The organism is Paenibacillus plantiphilus (assembly GCF_927798095.1).
GTDB lineage: Bacteria > Bacillota > Bacilli > Paenibacillales > Paenibacillaceae > Paenibacillus_Z > Paenibacillus_Z plantiphilus.
The window spans coordinates 140,498-161,349 of sequence record NZ_CAKMMF010000005.1 but is presented as its reverse complement, the minus strand read 5'-3'; the positions used below and the strand labels follow the sequence as shown (position 1 = coordinate 161,349).

Here is a 20,852-nt window from a genome sequence, read left to right as displayed (position 1 = left end):
TACCTCCAAAATATGAATCAGAATATAAAAAGTTAAGGACGAGTGTTAATAACGGGCGATGCTGTCATCGACTGTGCTGGCCCAGCCGTTGATGCCGTCTTGCAAATTCATCACACGGCCTGTATAGCCTGCGTCAAGCAGCGCTCGAATGGCAAGCAAACTGCGCTCGCCAATCTTGCAGACCACGATGGTATCCTTCGCGGGGTCTAGCTCCGCCTTGCGGCGCACGAGCTGCCCGAATGGAATGGCCCGAGTGCCCGGCAGTTTGCCTAGTGCAAGTTCGTGTGGCTCCCGAATGTCAATGATCTGAAGATCATCTCCTTGCTCTAATCGGGCATGTAGATCCTTGGCGGTAATATGGGGAATCGGTACAACTTCCTCGACCGGCCGTTTCAAGCCACAGAACTCTTCGTAATCAATCAACTCTTGTTGCGTAGCGTTCGCGCTGCAGATCGGACAATGGGGGTCCTTGTTAAGCTTAAGCTCACGAAATTTCATCTTCAGGGCGTCGAACAGGAGCAGTCGATTGACTAGTGAGTCACCCTTGCCAAGCAACAGCTTAATCGTCTCGTTCGCTTGAATGGTTCCAATAATACCAGGCAGCACGCCTAGAATGCCGCCTTCCGAACAGCTAGGCACTAGCCCCGCCGGAGGCGGTTCCGGGTATAGGCAGCGATAGCAGGCACCCTCTGCCGCATGGAAGACACTGGCTTGCCCTTCAAATCGGAATACCGAGCCGTAGACAGCGGGCTTTCCCAACAACACGCAGGCATCGTTGACCAGATAGCGGGTTTGAAAGTTGTCCGTGCCATCCGCAACGACATCGTAGTCTTTCAGAATGGAAAGCGCATTAGTGCTCGTTAGCTTCTCTTCGTAAGCGATCACGTTCACGTTGGGATTGATGCTCTTGATTCGGTCTTTGGCCGAGGCAATTTTCGGTCTTCCAATATCTCTGCTGCCGTGGATAATCTGGCGCTGAAGATTGGTCTCATCGACATAGTCGAAATCTACAATACCCAGCGTGCCAACGCCCGCAGCCGCAAGGTACATGGCAAGCGGGGCACCGAGGCCGCCTGTTCCAATGAGGAGGACGCGGCTGTTTTTCAACCTGCGTTGTCCCTCCTCACCTACTTCAGGCAAGATCAGATGTCGACTATAACGCGTCTTCTCCGACTTGGTCAGCTCGGGCAATTCTTCGGGGGGGATCTGTGCCCTCAAGGCACTGGAACCTCCCGCGATTGATGGAACAAGCATAACCGTATCGCCTTCAGACAGTAGCGTTTGCATGCCCTCCCGTTGACGAATATCGTCTTCGTTGACATAGACATTAACGTAACTGCGAAGGCGTCCATCATCGGTAAAGAGATGGCGCTGCAAATCCTCGTACTGTGTGGTTAGCGCAGTGAGAGCAGCTTCAACGGTGTTCGCTTCAGCTTCAACCTGGCTTAGCCCCTCTGTAAAAGCCCGTAGTGCGTTCGGTATGAGAATAATGACCGACATTTATGCTTCCTCCTCTTTAATCGACTCCTGATCGAATGCGCTTCGGTCGCTCTTAAGCTCCCAGGAAGTGAGCTCGGCAGATACGCCTCCCGCAACCGCTACGATCAGATAGGAGTATGTCGGCCAGGCATGTTCCAGATCAAATGTAGATGGCTGCGCCGGGTGATCGGGATGCGAGTGGTAGAATCCGACAATGTCCAGCCCCAACCGACGTGCCTGCAGCTCACTGCGCATGAGATCCTCGGACGTAATCAGGAAGCGATTATAACGGGCTTCTTCTTCGCGTGCATTGTTAATTGGAAGCAAGCGTTCCGCACGTTTCGCTCCATCCTCCCCGAAGATCCCGAGCACAACACCGCAACATTCGTTAGGATAATCCTGTTCGCTATGCTGCCTAATCATTTGAATCTGGTCAGGTGTTAAAATAATCACACGTCCGTCTCCTTTGTCCAGAGATCCTCACTTAAATACCGCAAGCCGCTGTCGCACAAAATGGTCACAATGACCGACCCCGGTGGAGCGGTGGCAGCCGTAAGCATGGCGGCACGTACATTGGCCCCTGCACTAATGCCGACGAACAGCCCTTCCTCGCGAGCAAGCTGCAGTGCCATCGCTTGCGCCTCTTCCGTCCCCACCTCGACGATCCTGTCAGCGACAGATGCATCATAGATCCCTGGTCTTAACGTGGTCTCCATATGCTTCATTCCTTCTAATCCGTGCATCGGAGAGTCGGGCTGCATGGCTACTGCTTGAATGGCTGGATTGAATTCCTTAAGACGCCTTGCCGTGCCGACGAACGTGCCGGAGGTGCCCATACCGGCAACGAAATGAGTGACCTGAGCGTTCGTCTGCTCCCAGATTTCTACCCCTGTCGTCGTATAGTGGGCGCGCCAGTTCTCTTCGTTATTGTATTGATCGGGGTAAAAATAAAGGGCAGGATGATCCTCAGCAATTTGCTTGGCGGCTAGCTGCGCGCCGTCCGAACTGAGCAGGGGATCGGTTTCAATAATTGTTGAGCCATAAGCCTGCAAGATTTGCTTGCGTTCCCGATTGGCGTTGCGGGGTAAACACAAGGTTACCTTGTAACCAAGCGCTGCTCCAATCATGGCATAAGCAATTCCGGTATTGCCGCTCGTTCCGTCGATGATCGATTTTCCCGGCTCCAAGCGGCCAGAGGCGATGCCTGCCAATATCATCGCCCGCGCAGCGCGGTCCTTGACCGACCCGCTAGGGTTCAAATGCTCCGCTTTCGCGTACAGCTGGACATCGGGACGCTGAAGGGCAAGCTCCAGTCGGGTCAGTCGGATAATGGGGGTGTTACCAATAAACTGCAAGATTTGATTGGATAGTGAGACGAAAATCACCTCTTCCCTTAAAACCAAGTAATCTAATAGGAATAATAATACATTAATATGTTATCAATCTGACGTCAAGAAAAATCCAATAAAAAAACCTCGATTACCTATTACGCAAAAGCGTAATAAGTTTCGAGGCCATTGGTTTATCCAGTAGGCAATTTTATTCATTTTTCCCATGCCAAATTAATCTGTAACCTAACATAACACATCCTTGTTTTTCTGTAAATTTAAAGAAATCAGAGGGGGATAGTAGTCATTTATGAGATGGCCCTATCCACATAATCTTTACATTCACCAAACAACCCCATTATATTTCCCTACTATACTCAAGATTGTCTATAAATAGAGAGAGACGGATGATAGAAATACTAGGAGGATGACATGAGAGAGAAGCTGTGGTGCAAGTTGTTATTGGTAGTCATGCTGTTGAATATGCTGCTGCCGGTGACTGGATATGCTGCGACTGGCAGTTCTGTAACGATCGGATGGACGGGAAATTTAACGAAATTATCGGCCCCTCAGGGGAAGGATCTGCAGACTAGCAATATTCAAGCAGAGGTATGGATTGATGGCGTAACTGATAAACCAGGCCAAGGAGCGTCACTGCTGGTCGAGCTGGGCTACAAGCATGAAACCGGCACAGATTACACCTGGAAGACGATAAGCTACTATGGAGATGTTGGGAATAACGATACTTATCGAGGGCGATTTACTCCGGATCAGTTGGGGAAATGGAATTATACGATGCGCGTCTCCGGAGATAACGGAGCAACTTGGTCCAACACCAAAGTTGAGTCGCTGAACGTTGTTGATGCGTCTGAAATACCGGCCGCAACTGTCGATAATGTGGTACAGTTGACGGACCTCGTTGGCTGGCATTCTGTAAATCAGGTGACCAATGCGGTATATGGGGATGTCCTTGTTTCGGGCATTACCGATGAATCAGGCAAAGGGAACGCAATGGCTGCTCAGCTAGGATATAAACATGAATCCGAAACGGATTATACATGGGTGGATGCGGAGTATGCTGAAGACGCAGGATCCTATGACCGTTACAAAGGCAGCTTTACACCAGACAAGCCCGGACAGTGGCAATATGCGATGCGGTTTTCTCTGGATGATCGCGCAACCTGGGATAATAAGATTTTGGGACCTAAGTTGTTTAAAGTCATCCAAGCAGAGGATTTAGACAAGCCCTACCATATCACATTAAGCTGGACTCAAGACCCGAAGCATACTCAAACGATTACATGGAAAACAGAAACTTCGATTACCAATAGTCAGGTGCTGTATGCAAAGAAAGCAGAGGAAGCGGCCTTCCCTGCGCAAGCCCTTACTGTTCATGCAGCGCAAGAGCTATTCAAGTCGCAGCAGAATGGAAAAGCAGGTGAATATTCGCAAGCCCATGTTTTCTCAGCTACGTTAATCGGCCTGGAGCCTGGGGAAACGTATATTTACCGGGTTGGAGACGGAACGAATTGGAGCGATACCTACAGCTTTACTACGGAAGCGGAGCAAACGGAACCATTTACGTTTTTTGTGATGGGTGACAGCCAAAGCGGCAGACAGGAAGAGCCGGATTACGCTATCTGGGGAGAAGTCGCAAAGAAGGCTATAACAGATTATCCTGAAGCAAAATTCCTCCTGAATGCTGGCGATATTGTAGAAAATGATACCTTTGAACACTGGCATAAATGGTTTGAGGCTTCGGAGGGCGTGGTGGACAAGCTGCCGAGCATGCCTACCACAGGAAATCATGAGTATTATTTGGGCTACGGCAATAACGGGCAAGCCGGCGGATTTACAGACCTGTTCAAGGTTCCCGCAAACGGGCCCGATCGGTTGAAGGGAACCGTATATTCATTCGATTACGGGGATGTCCATTTTGTCATGCTGAATTCCCAGCAGCGTGAAGCGAATGAGAATCAGCAGCAGCAAGCGCCAACGGGAGATATTCTGGAGGAACAAAAGGCATGGTTGGATAAAGATCTGTCCATGACAGACAAGCCTTGGAAGGTCGTTATGTATCATAAGGCTTCCTATTTCAGCAGAGACGGAAGAACCACTGATGCGGAGCCGGTCAAACAAGCCTTTCAACCGATTATCGACAAGCACCATGTGAATGTGGTGTTCACGGCTCATGACCATACGATGACAAGAACGTATCCGATTCATAATAACAATTTTGTAAACAGCACGAACGAAGGCACTGTCTATTATATTGTGGGCCGCACTGGGAACAAGAATTACTACGATACGCGCAAGATGGTATGGGATGCGTACTATAATAATATGCTCGAACAGCCCAACTACGTGGCTGTACAAGTAGACAAAGACCGTTTGAACATCAAGATGATCGGTTTAGACGGGACATTATATGATGAATATGTGATTGATAAAGCAGGTACAGAGATGCCGCAAGCGGAGCTTCCAAAGCTGCCTATTGACTGGACAGGTAATTTAGCACAGCTGGCTGACGGGTTTGATCTGGGACAGCATTCCGTTACAGAGGCAGTTTATGCTGAGGTTAACGCCAAAGATTCCACTCAATTTAAAGGACGCGGCGTACATGTGCGCGCGCAACTGGGGTACAAGCTCGAAGGCAGCGCGGAATATACATGGATTGATGCGAGCTATTCCGAAGATGCGGGAAATAACGATAAATATTCAGCGGCATTTAAACCAGGCAAGGCAGGCATCTGGCAATATGCAATGAGATTTTCCGGTGATGCCGGGGACACCTGGACGATGACAGCACCCAAGTCGTTTACTGCTGTAGGAACTCCGGTTGGAATCGTGGATGAAGCAGGCGGCCTGACACAGATCTCGAACAACACACTAATCAACACTGCGGTGAATGCCTCCGCAGAAGTAAGTGTAACAGGAGTAACCTTAGGTAAAGGTCAGGGAGCTGGCGTGAAAGCGCAGCTGGGCTACAAGGCCGCAGGCAGCGCGGACTACACTTGGGTCGATGCGGTCTATAGCGGAGACACGGATATGGACAAAAAAGACCAGTATAAGGGAACCTTTGCGCCGAACAAGACAGGAAGCTGGACGTATGTGATGCGCTTCTCGGCTGATGAAGGCGCGACCTGGAGCATGACGGAAACGAAATCCTTTACAGCAATAGCAAACAGCAGCACGTCAACACCAACACCTACACCTACACCTACACCTGCACCAACGACTCCCGCTACGCCGGGAACTAAATCTGTAACACCGATATTGAACAAAGAAACCGGAGTAGCTGAATCGATCATTGATCAGAAGACGATAGACACCGCTTTGGCGGCTGCAGTGCAAGAGCAAGGACGGAAGAAAATCGCTCTGACAATAGAGCCTGTAGAGGGAACAACACAGTATCGCCAAACCTTTCCTGCTCCATTACTTTCGTCCAGCAAAGAAGATACGGTGATTGAAATCGATACCGAATTTGCCAAGCTGCAATTGCCAAGCAATATGTTTGATGGAATGAACGTTCAAACCGACTCTGTTTCCATTTCCGTTGCGAAAGTGGATCCAAGCCGCCTCGATTCGAAAGTAGCTAGCCAAATCAGCGGTCGTCCGGTAATTGAACTTCATGCTTATGCAGGAAACAAACAAATCGAATGGAGCAACATTCAGGCTCCTGTTACAGTATCGTTCAAGTACGCACCTACGGCGGAAGAACTACAGAACAAAGAAAAAATTACCGTATGGTACATTGATTCCACGAATGCGATCATTCCTGTAACCAATGCCATATATAATGCCTCAACCGGGGAAATTGCGTTTACAATAACGCATTTCAGCTATTATGCTGCAGCGTATGCCCCAAAAACCTTTGCTGATCTCGGGGCGTTCCCTTGGGCAAAACATGCCATTGAGGTTATGGCATCCAAAGGAATTGTTAACGGCAGGTCGGAGGCGGCGTTTGATCCAGCAGCTGCCGTAACAAGAGCCGATTTCGTGAAGCTTCTGGTCGCTGCATTGGATCTGAAGGATAAAGCCTCGGGAACGTTCCCGGATGTAAGCAAGGAAGCATATTATTACGAAACGGTCGCAATCGCGAAAGATCTGGGTATCGTTAAAGGGGATGAGAAAGGGAACTTCAACCCTAATCAACACATTACCCGTCAGGATGTTATGGTCATGACCGCCAGAGCCATGAGGATTGCCAGCAAGCTTGAGACAGGAACACAAGAGGTGCTTCTTGCGTTCAAGGATGGACAGCAGGTATCCGGCTATGCGGGCGCAGACGTTGCTGCCCTAATTGAAGCAGGAGTCATCAATGGAGATGATGGACAGATTCATCCGTTCAATACAGCCTCCAGAGCGGAAGCAGCCATGATTTTGTACAGGGTATACAATAACAGGTAAGCGAAACCAGTTCGTTCTTGGCATTTGACAGTTCATATAAAGGGACTCGCTCATAAGCAATTCTGATGAGCAGTCCCTTTCCTATTTTCGATCAAAACAAATGGTGATAAGTTGCCTCATATTCACTATACTCGTTTTTACCGTATGGAGACTAGACTCTATTGCTTATTGCGAATTCTGCTTAACGACACGGGGGATATGGCGAGGAAAGCGGCGATTTGATATTGTGGAATACGGCTTTCCAGACCCGAATGCTGCTGCAAAAAAAGGCGATACCGCTCTTCCGCCGACAACTCGACGAGCTCCCGCTCTTTCTTCGACTTGCGGATGAACAGGCTTTCGGCCAACCGTCTGCCGAACCTCTCCCAGCAAATATGCCGCTCATATAACTGTTCGACCGTCTGTTTGGAGAATAAGGCATAGCGGGAGCCCTCCAGAGCCTGTATGGACAGGAAGCTGGGCGTATTGGTGAGGAACGATCTGTAGTCTGTGAAGAACTGCTCTTCCGTCACGAAGCTTTTAATATGCTCAGTACCGTCTTCATTCTCATAAAACATGCGAAATAATCCATGCTCGCAATAATAGATCTGCTCGCAGGATTGTCCGCTATGCAATACATATTGTCCCTTCTGAATGCTTTTCCAGCTGATCTGGCTTAGGAAATAAAGCCATTCCTCCTCAGGAATGACCGCATAGCGCTGAAGCGCCGCAAGCAAGGAATCGTTAGGCACGACTTTAATTTCACCCCATTGGCCTCTCCACATTATTGGAAACCATTAATGAGCGCAGGCATTTGTTAACCTATACGACTAACAATAGCACATTTTTATTCCCGGACAGCTCCTTTGGTAATTCGTAGGTTCATGTATATCTAGATTCCCCCTCTTCTGAACCCATTGCTCAAGCCTGCTATGTAATCTGCTTCCTAATGGCCTCTCCATCTTCAATACATAAGGGGTTGACCCAGAAATCTATATCGTGGCGCTCAATAGCTGCGGACAGCTCATGACATAGCTGTAGAAAATCATGCAGCTTCTGATTGGCTACTTTCAACAGATTCCCCAGAGTCGGTACTTCCGTTACGGTTGGATAGACTTCGAATGTTGTGCTCATTCTTCTCACCTCGCGTTGGATTGTTTATCCAAACTTACTACGGATAGAGGCAGCGTAGCAATACCGGAATCCATCTGTAAAATGGTATACTAAATCATGTAACCTTGGGTTCAAAATTCGGGTTGTTGGTATACAACAAGAACAGTCGGGAGGGCTACCTATTCATCAACAAGAAATGATGAAGATGCTTGTGGATTTCGCTATGAATGATACTAGAATTCGATTGGCAACACTGGAAGGGTCACGCACAAACCGGAACATTCCCGTTGATGCATTCCAGGATTTTGATGTTTCTTATTTTGTGACCGATATTGATTCTTTCAAGGGAAATGATCAATGGCTGAATCGTTTCGGGAATCGCGCTATGATGCAAAAACCTGAAGATATGGAGCTTTTTCCATCAGAATTAGGCAATTGGTTCTCATATATCATTCTATTTGAAGACGGCAATAAACTAGACCTGACACTGATTCCGATAGACGAAGCAGAAGAATATTTCACGAATAGCGATGGTTTAGTAGAATTATTGCTGGATAAAGATGGCCTCGTCCAAAATGAAGTGACAGCAAATGACCGTCAATATTGGATCAAAAAGCCGACTGCGCGAGAATTTGATGATTGCTGCAATGAATTCTGGATGGTTTCAACTTACGTAGTAAAGGGACTGGCGAGAAAAGAGATTCTTTTTGCAATTGACCATTTGAACGAGATTGCTAGACCCAATTTGTTAAGAATGATGTCTTGGCAAATTGGATCCGAGCAAGGCTATTCCTTTAGCGTGGGGAAAAACTATAAGTTTATTGATCGTTGCCTTCCAAAGGAAGATTGGGAATTATTGCTGTCCACTTATTCTGAGAGCAGCTATTCAAGCATGTGGCAGTCTTTGTTTACCTGTTATGCGTTGTTTAGAAAATATTCCAAAGCCGTGGCAGACAGTCTTGGATATGACTATCCAGATTATGATGAATCCATCACCAAGTATGTTGATCCTATTTATCATTCAGTGAAATAATTCGTCGAACCCTTTGCCCAACTAGTAAATGGCGTTCATTCGTGCGATTTCATCATGAAGTCCCATGCGCTCCATTTCCCGCATGATCGCCTCATCAATACCATCCTCATGATAAAAGTAAGATTCCAGATTGAAGTGATAGTCTCGGATGAGCGCCAGCTTCTCCGCATACGTGGCGCTCTTCAAAAACGTCTCCAGCTCCTTCAAGCCGATATCCTCGTCAAGCACAATCCCTTCATGCTGCTGCCCCTGGTCTGCAGGATGCACATTTACGATGCCCAGTTTGTCCTGTGTCGGGACAAGTATTCGGTTCTCTCTCTCGGCTCGCACCTGCTTCGAATACGTGTAAGGGTCACGGATGATCGGGGGATGCAGCTTGGCCTCCAGCCGTTCCAGAACAAGGCGCTTGTACGCGCGTGTCTCTCCCGTCCCCTCGAAGTAGGCCCCCCCTATCTCCTCCATCTGGTCGAGGTAGTCCTGTTCATCTTGATACTCGAAGTATACCATGTTCGAATCTATCATAGCGATGCGGAGGAACTCCCGGATGTTATTGGCCACAACTACGGAAGGGTACGTTGGGATTACCAGTACAATCGGAGCCTCCTCCAGATTGGAAGCCATCCCGAAATCGGTAAGAAACCCGTAATGTTCCCCGTCAATGCCCCTCCACCCGAATGTAACAACGTCAAGCGGTGTGTCGGTATAGCCGCTATGATGATAATCCGGATAAAACCCCAGAACGCTCCCAACATCATAGCCTTCTTGATCAAGCTCCTCGTATAACTCGCTTAACGCATCCAACGTCGGGGAAGAGCCGTATTTGCCGTAATTCGCCTTCATACTCTCTTCTCCTGACAGCTCGGGCCGCTCCTCTATGTCCTCGTACGTTGGTGGTTCTACCTGGGCATCCGGATCGCCAGATGTAATGATGATCGTGGAGGCGTCTTCATCCCACACCACCTCCGCACTGCTGACACCTTCCAATCGGTACATGTCGATGTAAGCGACATCGCCTACCATACGAATGTCCTCTTCATTATCCAAGTGTAGATAAGTGGTACCGAAGGACATTGGCTGCGAGCTGGTGAAGTCTATCTTTCCGATTGGCGTCTGATAAATGACTTCAATCAGCCCCGGTGAACTCTCCACCTTAAAGCCCAACTGTTCCAGCACCTCCTGCAGGGGGACAAACCGCTTTCTCCCGTCTTTCATAACGGCCTTGCTTGATTCAAGAGGCTCTCCGTCGATCAATGTACGGATTTGTGTGACCTCCATATTCTTGCTCCAATCGGTATCCAAGTTGCCGCTTCCTGTCATGGTCCCGCATCCCGTCAAGCTGCCGAGCAGAAACGTGATGCTCACAACAGCGGCAAAGATTTTTAGCATGTCCTTCATTCGTTGAATCGCTCCCCCTAGATTATCAGTCCCTATCATAACCTGCTCATAGTAATAAAAGGAAGTAAAATCAATCCCATAGCGCTACGCAGCTGTAATTTCACAGCAAAGAGCCGACTGCCTACTGGCAGCCGGCTGCATCGAGCCATCCCAATTCCTACAATTTCCGTTACGAATGACTCAGCTTGCCCAGCGTCCCGCTCCATCTCGCTTAGTCAACAGCAGGAATAGCCTCTACATATGATTCCCCGGGTTTCCCGCTCGTGTAGTTAATGGTACGCTTCTCCATATTCACCTCGTAAAACTGCACACCCGCATTAGCCATATCTCTAAGAAAATCCGGGAAGGGGGTCCGATGTCTCTGATGATGTGCTAATCCTCTCTTTACTGCATCCGCTTGATAAAGCTCCGCAACCTCAAGCTCTACAACCGATGCATCATTTGTTTCCTCATACTGGCTAACTGCTCCACGATACACGGTATGGTTACTGGCTATGCTTGTCCGATAGGAGATCACGCCTGCTCCGAGCAATTCCTGAAACGTTCTTGGGTAGGGCCACTTTTCCCGTTTGGACACCTCGCTGATCCGTTGCACCTCTTCAATATTCATAAGCAATCGCTCCTCTCATCGTTATAATAACCTTGAAAGGATGCAAGCAATTGTAGAAAAGCGACATTTCATTCTGTCATCCGAAACATCTCCAGACCCTGCATTTGTTTGGGAGTTGTTCCGCTTCTCTTCCGAAACTCCTTAATAAAGTGGGATTGGTCATAGTAATCCGCATCATACGCCAGCTGCGTGAGCCGCTCTGCAAACCGCAAAGATCGCAAGACATGCTGGAACTTCACAATTTGCGCTAGTGATTTCGGTGAAACCCCAATTCTCTCGACAAACCGCCGTTCGGACTGTCTTCTGCTTAGCGCAGATTCCTCTGCTAATTGCCCCACACGTATCGAGCCATTCGAAGCACATATACGGTTTATGGCCCAGCTCGCCCAGTGATCAATTTCATTATCCTTGAACATATCCCAAATCATCTCTTCGATAAAGCAAAGGAATTCCCCCGGGTTCATTGTAGCTTGGGATTCCAGAAGCCGCTCCCAAACTGCCGGGCGCATGCCTAAATCGGTTAGAGAAATGCTTGCATCCGTTAATTCCCTTGGACTGCATAGCCTCCATCTATAGAGAGCTTCCGGTTTGAAGTATATGAGGACTGATGAAAGAGAAGCAGTGGCTTGAAACACTTTTGGTTTCTGATGAATCCCTGTCAATCCTGCGGGCTCCAGAGGCCGGATGTGATCATCGCTCACATGCGCGATTTGTCCTATGACTTGAAACCCCATGACATGATAAATATCAGGATACACAGTGAATGGTTCAACCGTGCCATTCCCATACCATACGATTTTTTCTACATAGGGCTCCAAACGCTTTGAACGCCATGTAATCACATCCCCGCCCCCCTTTCATCGATAGGACTCGAACTTACAATTGCTTCGTGAGAAGCAGCAGCAATCGTTCAAATGCATTCAACTCCGCTTTCAAGCTGTTAGTAGAATTAATGACAATAAAATCAGCAAATTCCACCATACGAGACTCACCCAAGCCCAAGTCCTCATTGCCTTCTTTATGAAGAGCTTCAATCCATTCGATTTTTTTCTTTATTTCGAGAATAGTTTCATTGACCATATAGGAAAGTCGGCTGCGATCTACGAGGTCAATAAATAACAACGAAGAATACAACAATTGAATGGATTTCGCATGTTTAAAGGTTTCATATATATTTTCCTTAAGTGCCTTTCGACCCTCTTCCGTTATCCCATACGTCGTTTTACTCGGTCGGTTTTCTCCATGAACATCCTGCACTTTTTGAATGAGACCTTTTTTATATAAGAAATCAAAATTGTAGTACAGGTTTCCGTCCGTAATTTCTAGAACATCCTTCGTATATTTGCTAATCATTTTTTTCACACTATAAGGATGAAGGTCTTCCTTACTCAATAAACCTAGAATGAATATTTGAAGTGACATTGCGAACCTCCTAAATGGCGTAACATTATCGTATCATGAACCCCATGCTATCGACCATTTTATTTCCCCTTGTCTAGGCCGCTATTTCAACTTCCTGTTTGCCATTATTCGATCTGGCAGAGGATTGAAATCCGTTAATGACCATGGAAATCAGTAAGGCTGCCGCACCGACAACACCCATCATACCTATGGTCTCTGCAGCGACGCCGCCACCGAACAGAAGGCTGTAGCCCGATTGGACGCTATAATACGTTACAGAGATGTGGCTGATGAATTTATATACCGCAGGCATCATGTCCTGTGGCATGACCGAGCCACTGCAGACCGTCTGGATCAGCATGAGCGGCATGTTGATAAAGGCGCCGGCTTGACCTAGCAGCATCGCGAAGAGGCCGGTCACTCCCATCGCAACGAACATCGCCAGGGCATTCGTTAACCACATACTAACAAACACATCGGCCCCGTAGCCTTGAAATAAGAAATAAATAGTTAAACCGACAAGCGGAACAAGGAGGGCAATAAGCGCATTCCCAGCTTGCATCGCCCAAAATGCTTTCCACTTTCCAACCTTTATTTTCATTTGTTTCATTTGAGCAACCGCCATCATCGTAAATATCATTGCCCCTACGTAACTTGCCAACGTCAGGAAGAACGGAGCCATCATGTTATGCATTCCCGTTGGTGGCGTATTAGAGTTCATGATGTTTGATTTCACTTTATTGGTTATGTTCTCTGCCTGCTGTCCCGCTTGATCCTCCGGCAAATTCAACCCTTGCAGAATGCCCTTCATCGTTTCCGTTCCCAGTTGATTCTTGATCCCGTCTGCAAATTGGGTTGCAACGGTTTGCATCGTCGTGCTTGTCATCTGTGGATTGGATTGATTAATGTAGAAATCAAGCTCTACTTGCTCGTTCTGTTGCGTCAGCTTCTGCGTAAAGTCTGCTGGAATATGCACAATCATATGGAGCTCGCGTTCGTCAAGCTTCTCCTTAGCCTGCCCAAGCGGGAGGTCGCTTACCATCTTAAACGGGAGCTGGCCCTCAAGCTTCTCGACCATCTCTGCTCCGTACTGCGTATCCTCATTGATAATAGCGACTGTAAGCTCTGAAACATTATCTAGAGCAGGTTTAAACCCCGCCATGAAGATGCTAATAAATACAACCTGGATGAAAATAGTCATCGCTATGCCGCCAATGATTGATTTGCTTTTAAGGTACTCACGAATTATTCTCATACAATCTCCGTCTCCTTCATCCCTGTTTCTTTTCGTTTACGGCCCCAGCCTACGCTGCTGCTGTCACTTTTATCTCCGCTTTGTCCGTATTAGAAACAGCTTTAAGCTTATGAATGACCATGTTGATCAGTAAGGCTGCCGCGCCAATTACACCCATCATACTTATACTTTCTGCAATGTTGCCCCCGCCAAACAGCAAGCTATAATCGGTTTCAACACTGTAATGCAGGACAGAAAAGCTGCTGAAGAACTTAAAGAATCCTGACAGCATTTCTTGAGGCATGATCGCACCTGAGCCAATAACTTGAATCAATAGAAAAGGCATATTTACAAGCATCCCCGCTTGCCCTAACAGCATCGTGATGACGCTCGTCACTTGTATCGCCACGAACATTTCCAACGCATGAGACAACCACATACTGAAGAACACATCAACCCCGTACCCTTGAATTGCGAAATAGATGCCAAGACCGACAAGCGGCCCGATGAGTGATAGCCCCATACTAAGACCTTGCAACGTAAAGAAGGCCCTCCATTTCCCATGCTTGCTCTTCAATTTATTCAGTGTGCTTACCGCCATCATCGAGAAGATCATAGCTCCTACGTAGGACACGATTGTAAGGAACATCGGCGCCATCGAGTTATGCATACCTGCAGGTGGAACATTAGATTGAATAAGATTCGTCTTCACTTTGTTGACTGCGCCCTCAGCAAGTGAGCTCGCTTGCTCTTCTGGTACTTGCATGCCTTGCAGAATGCCTTGCATATTCTCCACTTTCAGCTGTTGACTAACCTCGCTGGCAATCTGGTTTGCAACCGTCTGCATCGTGCCGCTTACGCTCTGAGCCGTCGCGTTGTTCATATAAAAATTTAATTGAACCTGCTCCTCTAGCTTCGATAACTTGCTGGTAAAGTCGGCCGGAATATGCACAACCATAGATAGATCGTGCTCATCAAGCTCTTCCTTGGCCTGGTCGAGCGTTAGATCGCTCTTCACCTTAAATGGCAATTCTTCTTTGATCTTGTCTGCAAATTCAGTCCCATATTCGGCATCCTCACTTACGATCGCGACCGTAAGCTCCGTCACATTCTTGGGAATGGCACTATAGCCGCCCATATAAATAGTGATCATAATAATTTGATAAAAAATGAGCATCGTTATTCCGCCAACAAATAATTTGTCCTTCAAATAATCCCAAACAATTTTCATATGGCTCTTACTCCTCCATGTTTCTCTTTTTACTTTGTTTATATTACTCTGTACAGAGTAAATCTAATTGCTTTATATTATTAGAATCATGATCATTTGTCAATGCTATGCCTACTGTACGTGCAGACAACAAAAAGACGCGACAGGAATGTCGTTCGCACGGAACTCTCCTGTCGCGTCACCTTGAAGATATACGCTTGCGGGCAATACCTCCATCGTACATGCACGCTTAGATTTACAACTACAATAACATATGTTACTATTAACCTATGTTATTAATAATCGAGGTGTAATGATGTCCATTCAATTAGCAATATTAGGCATACTGAGTTGGAAGTCCTCAACAGGATATGAACTAAAAAAGATTTTTGAAGATTCCTCCTTCATGTATTGGTCCGGTAATAATAATCAAATTTACAAAGCTCTAATGAATATGGAAAACGAAAGTTTTGTTACCAGTTCAGTAGTCCATCAGGATAACTCTCCTTCAAAAAAAATATATACCATAACAGAAGAAGGACTTAAAGAACTAAAAAAATGGCTTGTGTCATCACCAGAAGCTCCTGAGATAAAAAAAACATTTTTGGTGCAGCTTGCATGGTCAGATCTGTTAAGTAATCAAGAATTAAGTGAGGTACTCTCAAAATATGAAAATGAAATCAAACTGCAATTGATTATGCAGAATGAGAAATACAGACGTGCTCTTCATTCACCCAATAGAAGCACCAGGGAAAGCTTAATATGGGAGATGATTTCAGAAAACATTATTTCAACCTATAATAATGAGCTTAATTGGGTCCGTGAAACCCGTCAGAAGTTGTTTGAAAATGAAGGTGTGGAGGAAAAAGACAAAATGAACTATCAAATTAGAGTAATAGAGAGTAAAAAATATATTGAACTCATTTCTACTACTGAACCTTTACGTACAGAGAATGATGCACTTGATCTAGTGGCTTTATGCTGGGAACATGAGACAAATGCGCTTATGCTACACTACGCAGGTTTATCAGAAGACTTCTTCAAACTTAAGACCAAATTAGCTGGCGACATTATTCAGAAATTTACAAACTATGGTATAAAGGCCGCTGTTATTGTTCCTCAGGATACCATTCAAAAAGGCAGATTTAAAGAAATGGCCATGGAAACGAACAAAGGCAATCATTTTAGATTGTATGAAAGTAAAGAAGAAGCTGAACAATGGCTTCTGAAATAGAAAGAAAGGCGAGATATAATGGAAAATATATATAAGTCAGAAGTAGGCAAACGAGAAGTTTTAGGACAGTACCGACAAATACTCGCTAGCTGGCCAGTGGAAAACGACCAATACGAAGTTGAGACAAGTCTTGGGCCGACTTTTGTCATTGAGTCTGGATCAAATTATCAGCGGCAAGCCGACCAAGCTACAAAAGTGGTGCATATGCTCTATGGTTGAATGAAACCATACATGCACTTGGATTAAGCACGTGTTCAATTGTAGCGATGTCATTAGGCGGCTGGATGGCATTGAGTTTCGCCACCACCTATCCGGATAAGGTTGATAAATTGGTTTTGCTTTGTCCCGGAGGGCTTGCACATGAAAAAGCCAGTTTCCTATGGAAAGCAATTTTTTTCTCACTACTTGGAAAATGGGGTCAGCTACAAACACTCAAATTAGTGGGTGGTAAGATTTCTTCATCATCATTATCCGGATTGGGAGACGGTCTTACATTCGCATCACTTACGTTCAAATATTTCAAACCACGAACGGCAAAAATGCCACTTTTTAGTGATCAGTCACTTCATCAATTAACGATGCCGATTTTAATGCTTTTTGGCGATTCTGATCAATTAATACCTGCAAGCAAGAGTATTAAGCGACTTAAACAATTTGCACAACGAGCTAGGATCGAGCTGCTGCCTGATACGGGCCACCTAATTGTCAACCAAACAGATAGGATACTAAAATTCTTGGTGTAAGAAATCTATTGTGGTTGTTCGCCGGAATGAAGCCCCGTCTTGAGACAAAATCCCCAGCCGAACACCGTTTCTTTATTGGTTAGCTCTGCCCGGATTGTATTGGAACCTGCCCTCCAGGTAACGGGGATCGATATATGCTCTGGGTGAATTCGGCCATCATGTTCTGGCGGGTCCCACATACACACCCCTTGGTAGATTTCCTCATCGTTCAACCAAAGCCGCAAAGCATCACTAAAACCGAACGAAATTGTAGCGTTTGCTTCCTCTAACAAGGTGATGGTGCTTCTTATCTGTACCGATTTATCTTTTTCTGAGGTGTAGAGTCTATTGATATTTAATGTTCCATTCTCTTCGGTGCAGGCTGTTGTCCACTGTTGTTCATTCGGTACGGAATGAGGGAAATAAGGCTCAGATACAAGCCAGTCATTAACAAACTCATCCTTGTTTCTCTTCGTAACCGTTTGTGGAGCACTCGGCATTTCTTCAATCGATAGATCTCGTATGTATCCTGGCAAGTAACCCCAAACCCCAATGTCCCCTTTGCTCTCTCCGTGCTGAAGCTCTGAGATATAAAGTTGAGGAACACGGGTATCGTCACCAATGTAAACTTTAGCAGACCGCTTATCCACATCAATGGTAAGTTTAACCCATTCCCCGACGTCATAAGGTGTATAGGCTAGATAGTTTGGTCCATTATAAATCTGCCATGTGGTTGACCCGTTCATTACTGGATCATACTGAATTTCCCCAGTCCCTTCACCGCTGACTGGAGAAAGATAAATTAATTCATAATTAGCCGAATCGCGCGCTCCAAAAACCACCCCAATAAACCCTATCGCTTCAGGTATAGCTACCAAAGCCTGAATACGGAAAGATTCCCAATGAACCTCATGGTTTATGAAAACCGGCGTTCCTGTCTTTTTTATATGCAACGCTTTGACTCCTTGCCATTCGCCTATGCATGCATCTGAATCTCCAAGATCAAGTTGTGGCAGCTCCTCTATCAAGCTCCAAGAATGTTTATTGTATGTATCTTCACCCATCTTTGCCTCAGCCCTCCATTTACTTTATTTACCACATATAGTACAGAACGTTTGTTCTTATGTCAAGACTCCCTTGTCGAGGGGGCATTTTCGCGCCGAAGCACTTCTCGCGACACACCCCGATCAAGTCGAAGGATACCTTCTGCAACTGGAGGATGAACCCAAATTTTGAACCAGCCGCTTCCGCTAAAACGGCGGAGGGGGACTTGCTTCTCACAAGCAAAAGTCCCCCTCTATGTGCCGCACCATTCTATGCCCCCAAACAGCTTCCAGAAGCACGTTTGCAGGAACCACCAAGTCCAATATTAGTTGTGATTAGTTGTGATAAGGTTCGTTACACAGCCAACCCAGCCAGCACCGCTTCCAATCGGTCGAGATTCTGCTCGTTGGCTTTCGTGCAAAATGCTTTGATGCGCTCAAACTCCTCTGCACTCTTAAACCGCTGGCGGAATGTAAGTCTCGTGCGGCCTTCCAAAGCTTCAAAGGTAGCCGTCAATCGAAATTCGTGATCGGGCAGATGGTCGAGCACGATCCGTTCACTCGGTACGATCTCGTTGAAAATGATGTGATTCGGATAGTCCACGCCATCCGGCCCGTGCATGATGAATCGCCATGAGCCCCCCGGTCTTAAGTCGAACTCGTGAAACGTATTCGTGAAGCCTTCTGGTCCCCACCATCGAGCCAGCAGCTCCGGGTTTGTCCATGCTTGGAATACAAGCTCCTGCGGTGCGTCGAGCTCGCGTGTATTTACAATTTCGTTATTAACCATCATAGCCGCCATCCTTACACCTCCCCTGCCAAAGACTTGCCCAGCGCATCCAGCAGCTCATTCGTGCCGTGCTCGCGCACTTCCGGCGTATCGTGACCGTCGAAGAACGCTCCCTGCTCGGTGAAAATCAACGTCGTACCGCCTTCTACCTCAATCAGTTCAATCGTCGTAATCGAGACCGAGATACGCGTGTCGCCCGAATCCAGGGTGTACGTATACACAATACGCCGCTGTGGCACAATCTCCTGATAGACGGCGTCGAATACAAATACCGGACCTTCGGGCGGTCCGCCGCTGCTGTACTCGCGTCCCCCCACCTGAAAATCGAAGATATCCGCTTTCGAGAACCATTTGGCTTTGGCCTCCTGGTTGGACCATGCTTGATAGACCCGCTCTGGCGAGGCGGCGTAAGTCCGCTCGACAACGAAGGTCGCGTGGTTAACGAATCGTTCGTTCATAAATTTTCCTCCTTAGATTTCGGCATTCCATTCTCTGTAGCAAGGTAGTCGTCCAGCACATCCAGACGGTGCTCCCAGCTCCTCCGCCGCTCGATAACGGGCTTCTCGAACTCCATCTTCATCGCTTGCAGCAGATTGGTAAAATCATTCACGGTTAAGGGCGCTTTCCCTATCATCAGCTTGGACACATGATGGAGCTGCTCCAGAAGCTTCTGCTGCTGCTTGATCTGCTCCTTAACACGGGCCTTCTGCAAGGACACGATCTCCAGCGGGCTGATCTGATTTCCGGCCAAGGCCAGCTTAATCTCATCAAGCGACAAGCCTAGTTCCTTAAGCGTTAAAATCTGGTGAAGACGCGCCAAGTCGGATGCATTGTACAGCCTGTGGCCGGAGTCCGTCTGTCCGGATGGCGAGAACAAGCCGATCTGATCATAGAAGCGCATCGTTCTTACAGTGAGCCCTGTCAGCTTGGCAAGGTCCCCGACTTTCCAAAGTTTGTTCATAGTCAATCCCTTCGTTGTCGCTAGCTCATTACCGGTAACCCCATTATAAAACATTACGTTACGTAAGGTTCAAGTGAAAAAATATATTCGCTACGCCAGGCTAGGAAGGTTATTTCTCTCCGCTGGCTAAAGAGAAACTAGATTGAAAACTAGCCTGCTATTGCCTGCTTACCTCTCCCAAAATGAGTCAACTTCAATTCACAGGAGGTTGTCCAATGAGGAAACAAGAACAACCTCTACGGGAATGGGCCGCTCGCGTTGCCGCGTATCAGGCTAGCGGTCAGACCATGACAGCTTGGTGCGACGAGAATCGCGTTTCCAAGGATCAGTTAAAGTACTGGCTACGTACCCGGCATGTTTTAGGATGGCCCTTTCTTTGTAGAGTAACCCTGCTTCAATTACCAGTGCTTTTCCATCGCTTCTTCACATCGAGAAAAGCCATTTCTTGAATAAAACTGTACACTGTTACTACTCGGCCAAAGAATAAGAAATTCGACTTTATTTTCTTTTGACCATTTTTCCATAGCGATGTGAATCTTGGATCCGAAACTTTGACTTCTGAATTCAGGGCGAGTATAGACATTGGTTACATATCCGAAATAAGGGTCCGGGGATTTTCCTGGCCTCGGCACTTTATGTATTAGCTGAAGATACATATGGGAGACTATACTTTTTTCAACTTCTGCAACCCAAATGTACCAATCTCCACCTTCAATTGCCTTAACCAAAAATTCACTACAAATCTGGTGAAACTCTTCGAAACTGGCCGAACTATTGCCATAGTCCTCTTTCGAGAAATCCCAGCGCATTTGAACAAGTTCATCAACATCGTGCAATGCAGCTAAACGTATATTTACCATTTGTTCGCCTCCTTGTTAGGTTCTATATGCTGCTCGGCCTTCTTTTTGTA

21 protein-coding genes are annotated in these 20,852 nt (G+C 46.8%); 5 read left to right on the top strand and 16 right to left on the bottom strand.

The annotated features are described in order from the left end of the window. Positions 1-45: 45 nt before the first annotated feature. From moeB to L6H65_RS06075, 3 genes are read right to left on the bottom strand one after another with little or no spacing between them, the layout of a single operon-like run. The gene (gene moeB / locus L6H65_RS06085; RefSeq protein ID WP_236339609.1) at positions 46-1,500 is read right to left on the bottom strand and encodes a molybdopterin-synthase adenylyltransferase MoeB; all 1,455 of its coding nucleotides are present in this window, start codon (positions 1,498-1,500) and stop codon (positions 46-48) included. Further along, the gene (locus L6H65_RS06080) at positions 1,501-1,932 is read right to left on the bottom strand and encodes a M67 family metallopeptidase (RefSeq protein WP_236339608.1); all 432 of its coding nucleotides are present in this window, start codon (positions 1,930-1,932) and stop codon (positions 1,501-1,503) included. Further along, the gene (locus tag L6H65_RS06075; protein WP_236339607.1) at positions 1,929-2,864 is read right to left on the bottom strand and encodes a PLP-dependent cysteine synthase family protein; all 936 of its coding nucleotides are present in this window, start codon (positions 2,862-2,864) and stop codon (positions 1,929-1,931) included. The genes L6H65_RS06080 and L6H65_RS06075 overlap by 4 nt, the downstream gene beginning before the upstream one ends. Before the next feature lie 375 nt (positions 2,865-3,239). On the opposite strand from L6H65_RS06075, the gene L6H65_RS06070 reads away from it, so the two are divergent. Further along, positions 3,240-7,217 (top strand): S-layer homology domain-containing protein, encoded by a 3,978-nt coding sequence (locus L6H65_RS06070; RefSeq protein ID WP_236339606.1) that lies wholly within the window; start codon positions 3,240-3,242, stop codon positions 7,215-7,217. Positions 7,218-7,375: 158 nt separating this feature from the next. Here the strand turns inward: L6H65_RS06070 and L6H65_RS06065 are convergent, their stop codons facing one another. Next, a complete protein-coding gene (locus L6H65_RS06065) occupies positions 7,376-7,948 on the bottom strand; it encodes a Crp/Fnr family transcriptional regulator (protein ID WP_236339605.1) in 573 nt (190 codons plus the stop codon). A 178-nt stretch (positions 7,949-8,126) separates the two neighbouring features. Further along, complete coding sequence (locus L6H65_RS06060; RefSeq protein WP_236339604.1) at positions 8,127-8,330, bottom strand: hypothetical protein; 204 nt, start codon at positions 8,328-8,330, stop codon at positions 8,127-8,129. Between the two features lie 175 nt (positions 8,331-8,505). Between L6H65_RS06060 and ant(6) the strand changes: the two genes are divergently transcribed. Beyond that, complete coding sequence (ant(6), locus tag L6H65_RS06055) at positions 8,506-9,342, top strand: aminoglycoside 6-adenylyltransferase (RefSeq protein WP_236339603.1); 837 nt, start codon at positions 8,506-8,508, stop codon at positions 9,340-9,342. A 21-nt stretch (positions 9,343-9,363) separates the two neighbouring features. Here ant(6) and L6H65_RS06050 read toward each other — a convergent pair whose 3' ends face one another. The 6 genes from L6H65_RS06050 to L6H65_RS06025 form a co-directional block, all read right to left on the bottom strand. Continuing rightward, positions 9,364-10,737 (bottom strand): hypothetical protein, encoded by a 1,374-nt coding sequence (locus tag L6H65_RS06050; protein ID WP_236339602.1) that lies wholly within the window; start codon positions 10,735-10,737, stop codon positions 9,364-9,366. A gap of 211 nt (positions 10,738-10,948) precedes the next feature. Then, positions 10,949-11,347: a DUF1398 family protein gene (locus tag L6H65_RS06045; protein WP_236339601.1), complete on the bottom strand. Its 399-nt coding sequence runs from the start codon at positions 11,345-11,347 to the stop codon at positions 10,949-10,951. Positions 11,348-11,415: 68 nt separating this feature from the next. Further along, complete coding sequence (locus tag L6H65_RS06040; RefSeq protein ID WP_236339600.1) at positions 11,416-12,189, bottom strand: helix-turn-helix domain-containing protein; 774 nt, start codon at positions 12,187-12,189, stop codon at positions 11,416-11,418. Positions 12,190-12,223: 34 nt separating this feature from the next. Beyond that, positions 12,224-12,769 (bottom strand): PadR family transcriptional regulator, encoded by a 546-nt coding sequence (locus tag L6H65_RS06035; protein WP_236339599.1) that lies wholly within the window; start codon positions 12,767-12,769, stop codon positions 12,224-12,226. 73 nt (positions 12,770-12,842) lie between these two features. After that, positions 12,843-14,003: a YhgE/Pip domain-containing protein gene (locus L6H65_RS06030; RefSeq protein WP_236339598.1), complete on the bottom strand. Its 1,161-nt coding sequence runs from the start codon at positions 14,001-14,003 to the stop codon at positions 12,843-12,845. A 49-nt stretch (positions 14,004-14,052) separates the two neighbouring features. Next, positions 14,053-15,213: a YhgE/Pip domain-containing protein gene (locus L6H65_RS06025; RefSeq protein WP_236339597.1), complete on the bottom strand. Its 1,161-nt coding sequence runs from the start codon at positions 15,211-15,213 to the stop codon at positions 14,053-14,055. Between the two features lie 292 nt (positions 15,214-15,505). Between L6H65_RS06025 and L6H65_RS06020 the strand changes: the two genes are divergently transcribed. Continuing rightward, positions 15,506-16,426, top strand: a complete 921-nt coding sequence (locus L6H65_RS06020; RefSeq protein WP_236339596.1) for a PadR family transcriptional regulator — start codon at positions 15,506-15,508, stop codon at positions 16,424-16,426. 215 nt (positions 16,427-16,641) lie between these two features. Further along, positions 16,642-17,169 (top strand): alpha/beta fold hydrolase, encoded by a 528-nt coding sequence (locus tag L6H65_RS06015; RefSeq protein ID WP_371877667.1) that lies wholly within the window; start codon positions 16,642-16,644, stop codon positions 17,167-17,169. Positions 17,170-17,174: 5 nt separating this feature from the next. Here the strand turns inward: L6H65_RS06015 and L6H65_RS06010 are convergent, their stop codons facing one another. The 4 genes from L6H65_RS06010 to L6H65_RS05995 all read right to left on the bottom strand — a co-directional run bounded on the left by L6H65_RS06010 (position 17,175) and on the right by L6H65_RS05995 (position 19,942). Then, the gene (locus L6H65_RS06010) at positions 17,175-18,212 is read right to left on the bottom strand and encodes a hypothetical protein (RefSeq protein WP_236339594.1); all 1,038 of its coding nucleotides are present in this window, start codon (positions 18,210-18,212) and stop codon (positions 17,175-17,177) included. A 334-nt stretch (positions 18,213-18,546) separates the two neighbouring features. Next, positions 18,547-18,993 (bottom strand): SRPBCC family protein, encoded by a 447-nt coding sequence (locus tag L6H65_RS06005; protein WP_236339593.1) that lies wholly within the window; start codon positions 18,991-18,993, stop codon positions 18,547-18,549. A gap of 2 nt (positions 18,994-18,995) precedes the next feature. Further along, positions 18,996-19,439, bottom strand: coding sequence for an SRPBCC family protein (locus L6H65_RS06000; RefSeq protein WP_236339592.1), 444 nt, complete (start codon positions 19,437-19,439; stop codon positions 18,996-18,998). Then, entirely contained in the window at positions 19,436-19,942 is a 507-nt protein-coding gene (locus L6H65_RS05995) for a MerR family transcriptional regulator (RefSeq protein WP_236339591.1), read from the bottom strand. Before L6H65_RS05995 ends, L6H65_RS06000 begins: the two co-directional genes overlap by 4 nt. A 182-nt stretch (positions 19,943-20,124) precedes the next feature. Here L6H65_RS05995 and tnpA point away from each other — a divergent pair, with 182 nt between their 5' ends. Beyond that, positions 20,125-20,391: an IS66 family insertion sequence element accessory protein TnpA gene (gene tnpA / locus L6H65_RS26890; RefSeq protein ID WP_443093980.1), complete on the top strand. Its 267-nt coding sequence runs from the start codon at positions 20,125-20,127 to the stop codon at positions 20,389-20,391. Here the strand turns inward: tnpA and L6H65_RS05990 are convergent. Beyond that, on the bottom strand, positions 20,341-20,802 hold the full coding sequence (locus tag L6H65_RS05990; protein WP_236339590.1) for a GNAT family N-acetyltransferase: 462 nt from the start codon (positions 20,800-20,802) through the stop codon (positions 20,341-20,343). The genes tnpA and L6H65_RS05990 overlap by 51 nt on opposite strands. Positions 20,803-20,852 lie beyond the last annotated feature (50 nt).

Excerpts from the sequence above, each read along its gene's own strand:
- moeB (WP_236339609.1), bottom strand. The coding sequence starts at position 1,500 with ATGTCGGTCATTATTCTCATACCGAACGCACTACGGGCTTTTACAGAG.
- L6H65_RS06070 (WP_236339606.1), top strand. The coding sequence starts at position 3,240 with ATGAGAGAGAAGCTGTGGTGCAAGTTGTTATTGGTAGTCATGCTGTTG.
- L6H65_RS06060 (WP_236339604.1), bottom strand. The coding sequence starts at position 8,330 with ATGAGCACAACATTCGAAGTCTATCCAACCGTAACGGAAGTACCGACT.
- L6H65_RS06050 (WP_236339602.1), bottom strand. The coding sequence starts at position 10,737 with ATGAAGGACATGCTAAAAATCTTTGCCGCTGTTGTGAGCATCACGTTT.
- L6H65_RS06045 (WP_236339601.1), bottom strand. The coding sequence starts at position 11,347 with ATGAATATTGAAGAGGTGCAACGGATCAGCGAGGTGTCCAAACGGGAA.
- L6H65_RS06035 (WP_236339599.1), bottom strand. The coding sequence starts at position 12,769 with ATGTCACTTCAAATATTCATTCTAGGTTTATTGAGTAAGGAAGACCTT.
- L6H65_RS06030 (WP_236339598.1), bottom strand. The coding sequence starts at position 14,003 with ATGAGAATAATTCGTGAGTACCTTAAAAGCAAATCAATCATTGGCGGC.
- L6H65_RS06025 (WP_236339597.1), bottom strand. The coding sequence starts at position 15,213 with ATGAAAATTGTTTGGGATTATTTGAAGGACAAATTATTTGTTGGCGGA.
- L6H65_RS06020 (WP_236339596.1), top strand. The coding sequence starts at position 15,506 with ATGATGTCCATTCAATTAGCAATATTAGGCATACTGAGTTGGAAGTCC.
- L6H65_RS06010 (WP_236339594.1), bottom strand. The coding sequence starts at position 18,212 with ATGGGTGAAGATACATACAATAAACATTCTTGGAGCTTGATAGAGGAG.
- L6H65_RS06005 (WP_236339593.1), bottom strand. The coding sequence starts at position 18,993 with ATGGCGGCTATGATGGTTAATAACGAAATTGTAAATACACGCGAGCTC.
- L6H65_RS06000 (WP_236339592.1), bottom strand. The coding sequence starts at position 19,439 with ATGAACGAACGATTCGTTAACCACGCGACCTTCGTTGTCGAGCGGACT.
- L6H65_RS05995 (WP_236339591.1), bottom strand. The coding sequence starts at position 19,942 with ATGAACAAACTTTGGAAAGTCGGGGACCTTGCCAAGCTGACAGGGCTC.
- tnpA (WP_443093980.1), top strand. The coding sequence starts at position 20,125 with ATGAGTCAACTTCAATTCACAGGAGGTTGTCCAATGAGGAAACAAGAA.
- L6H65_RS05990 (WP_236339590.1), bottom strand. The coding sequence starts at position 20,802 with ATGGTAAATATACGTTTAGCTGCATTGCACGATGTTGATGAACTTGTT.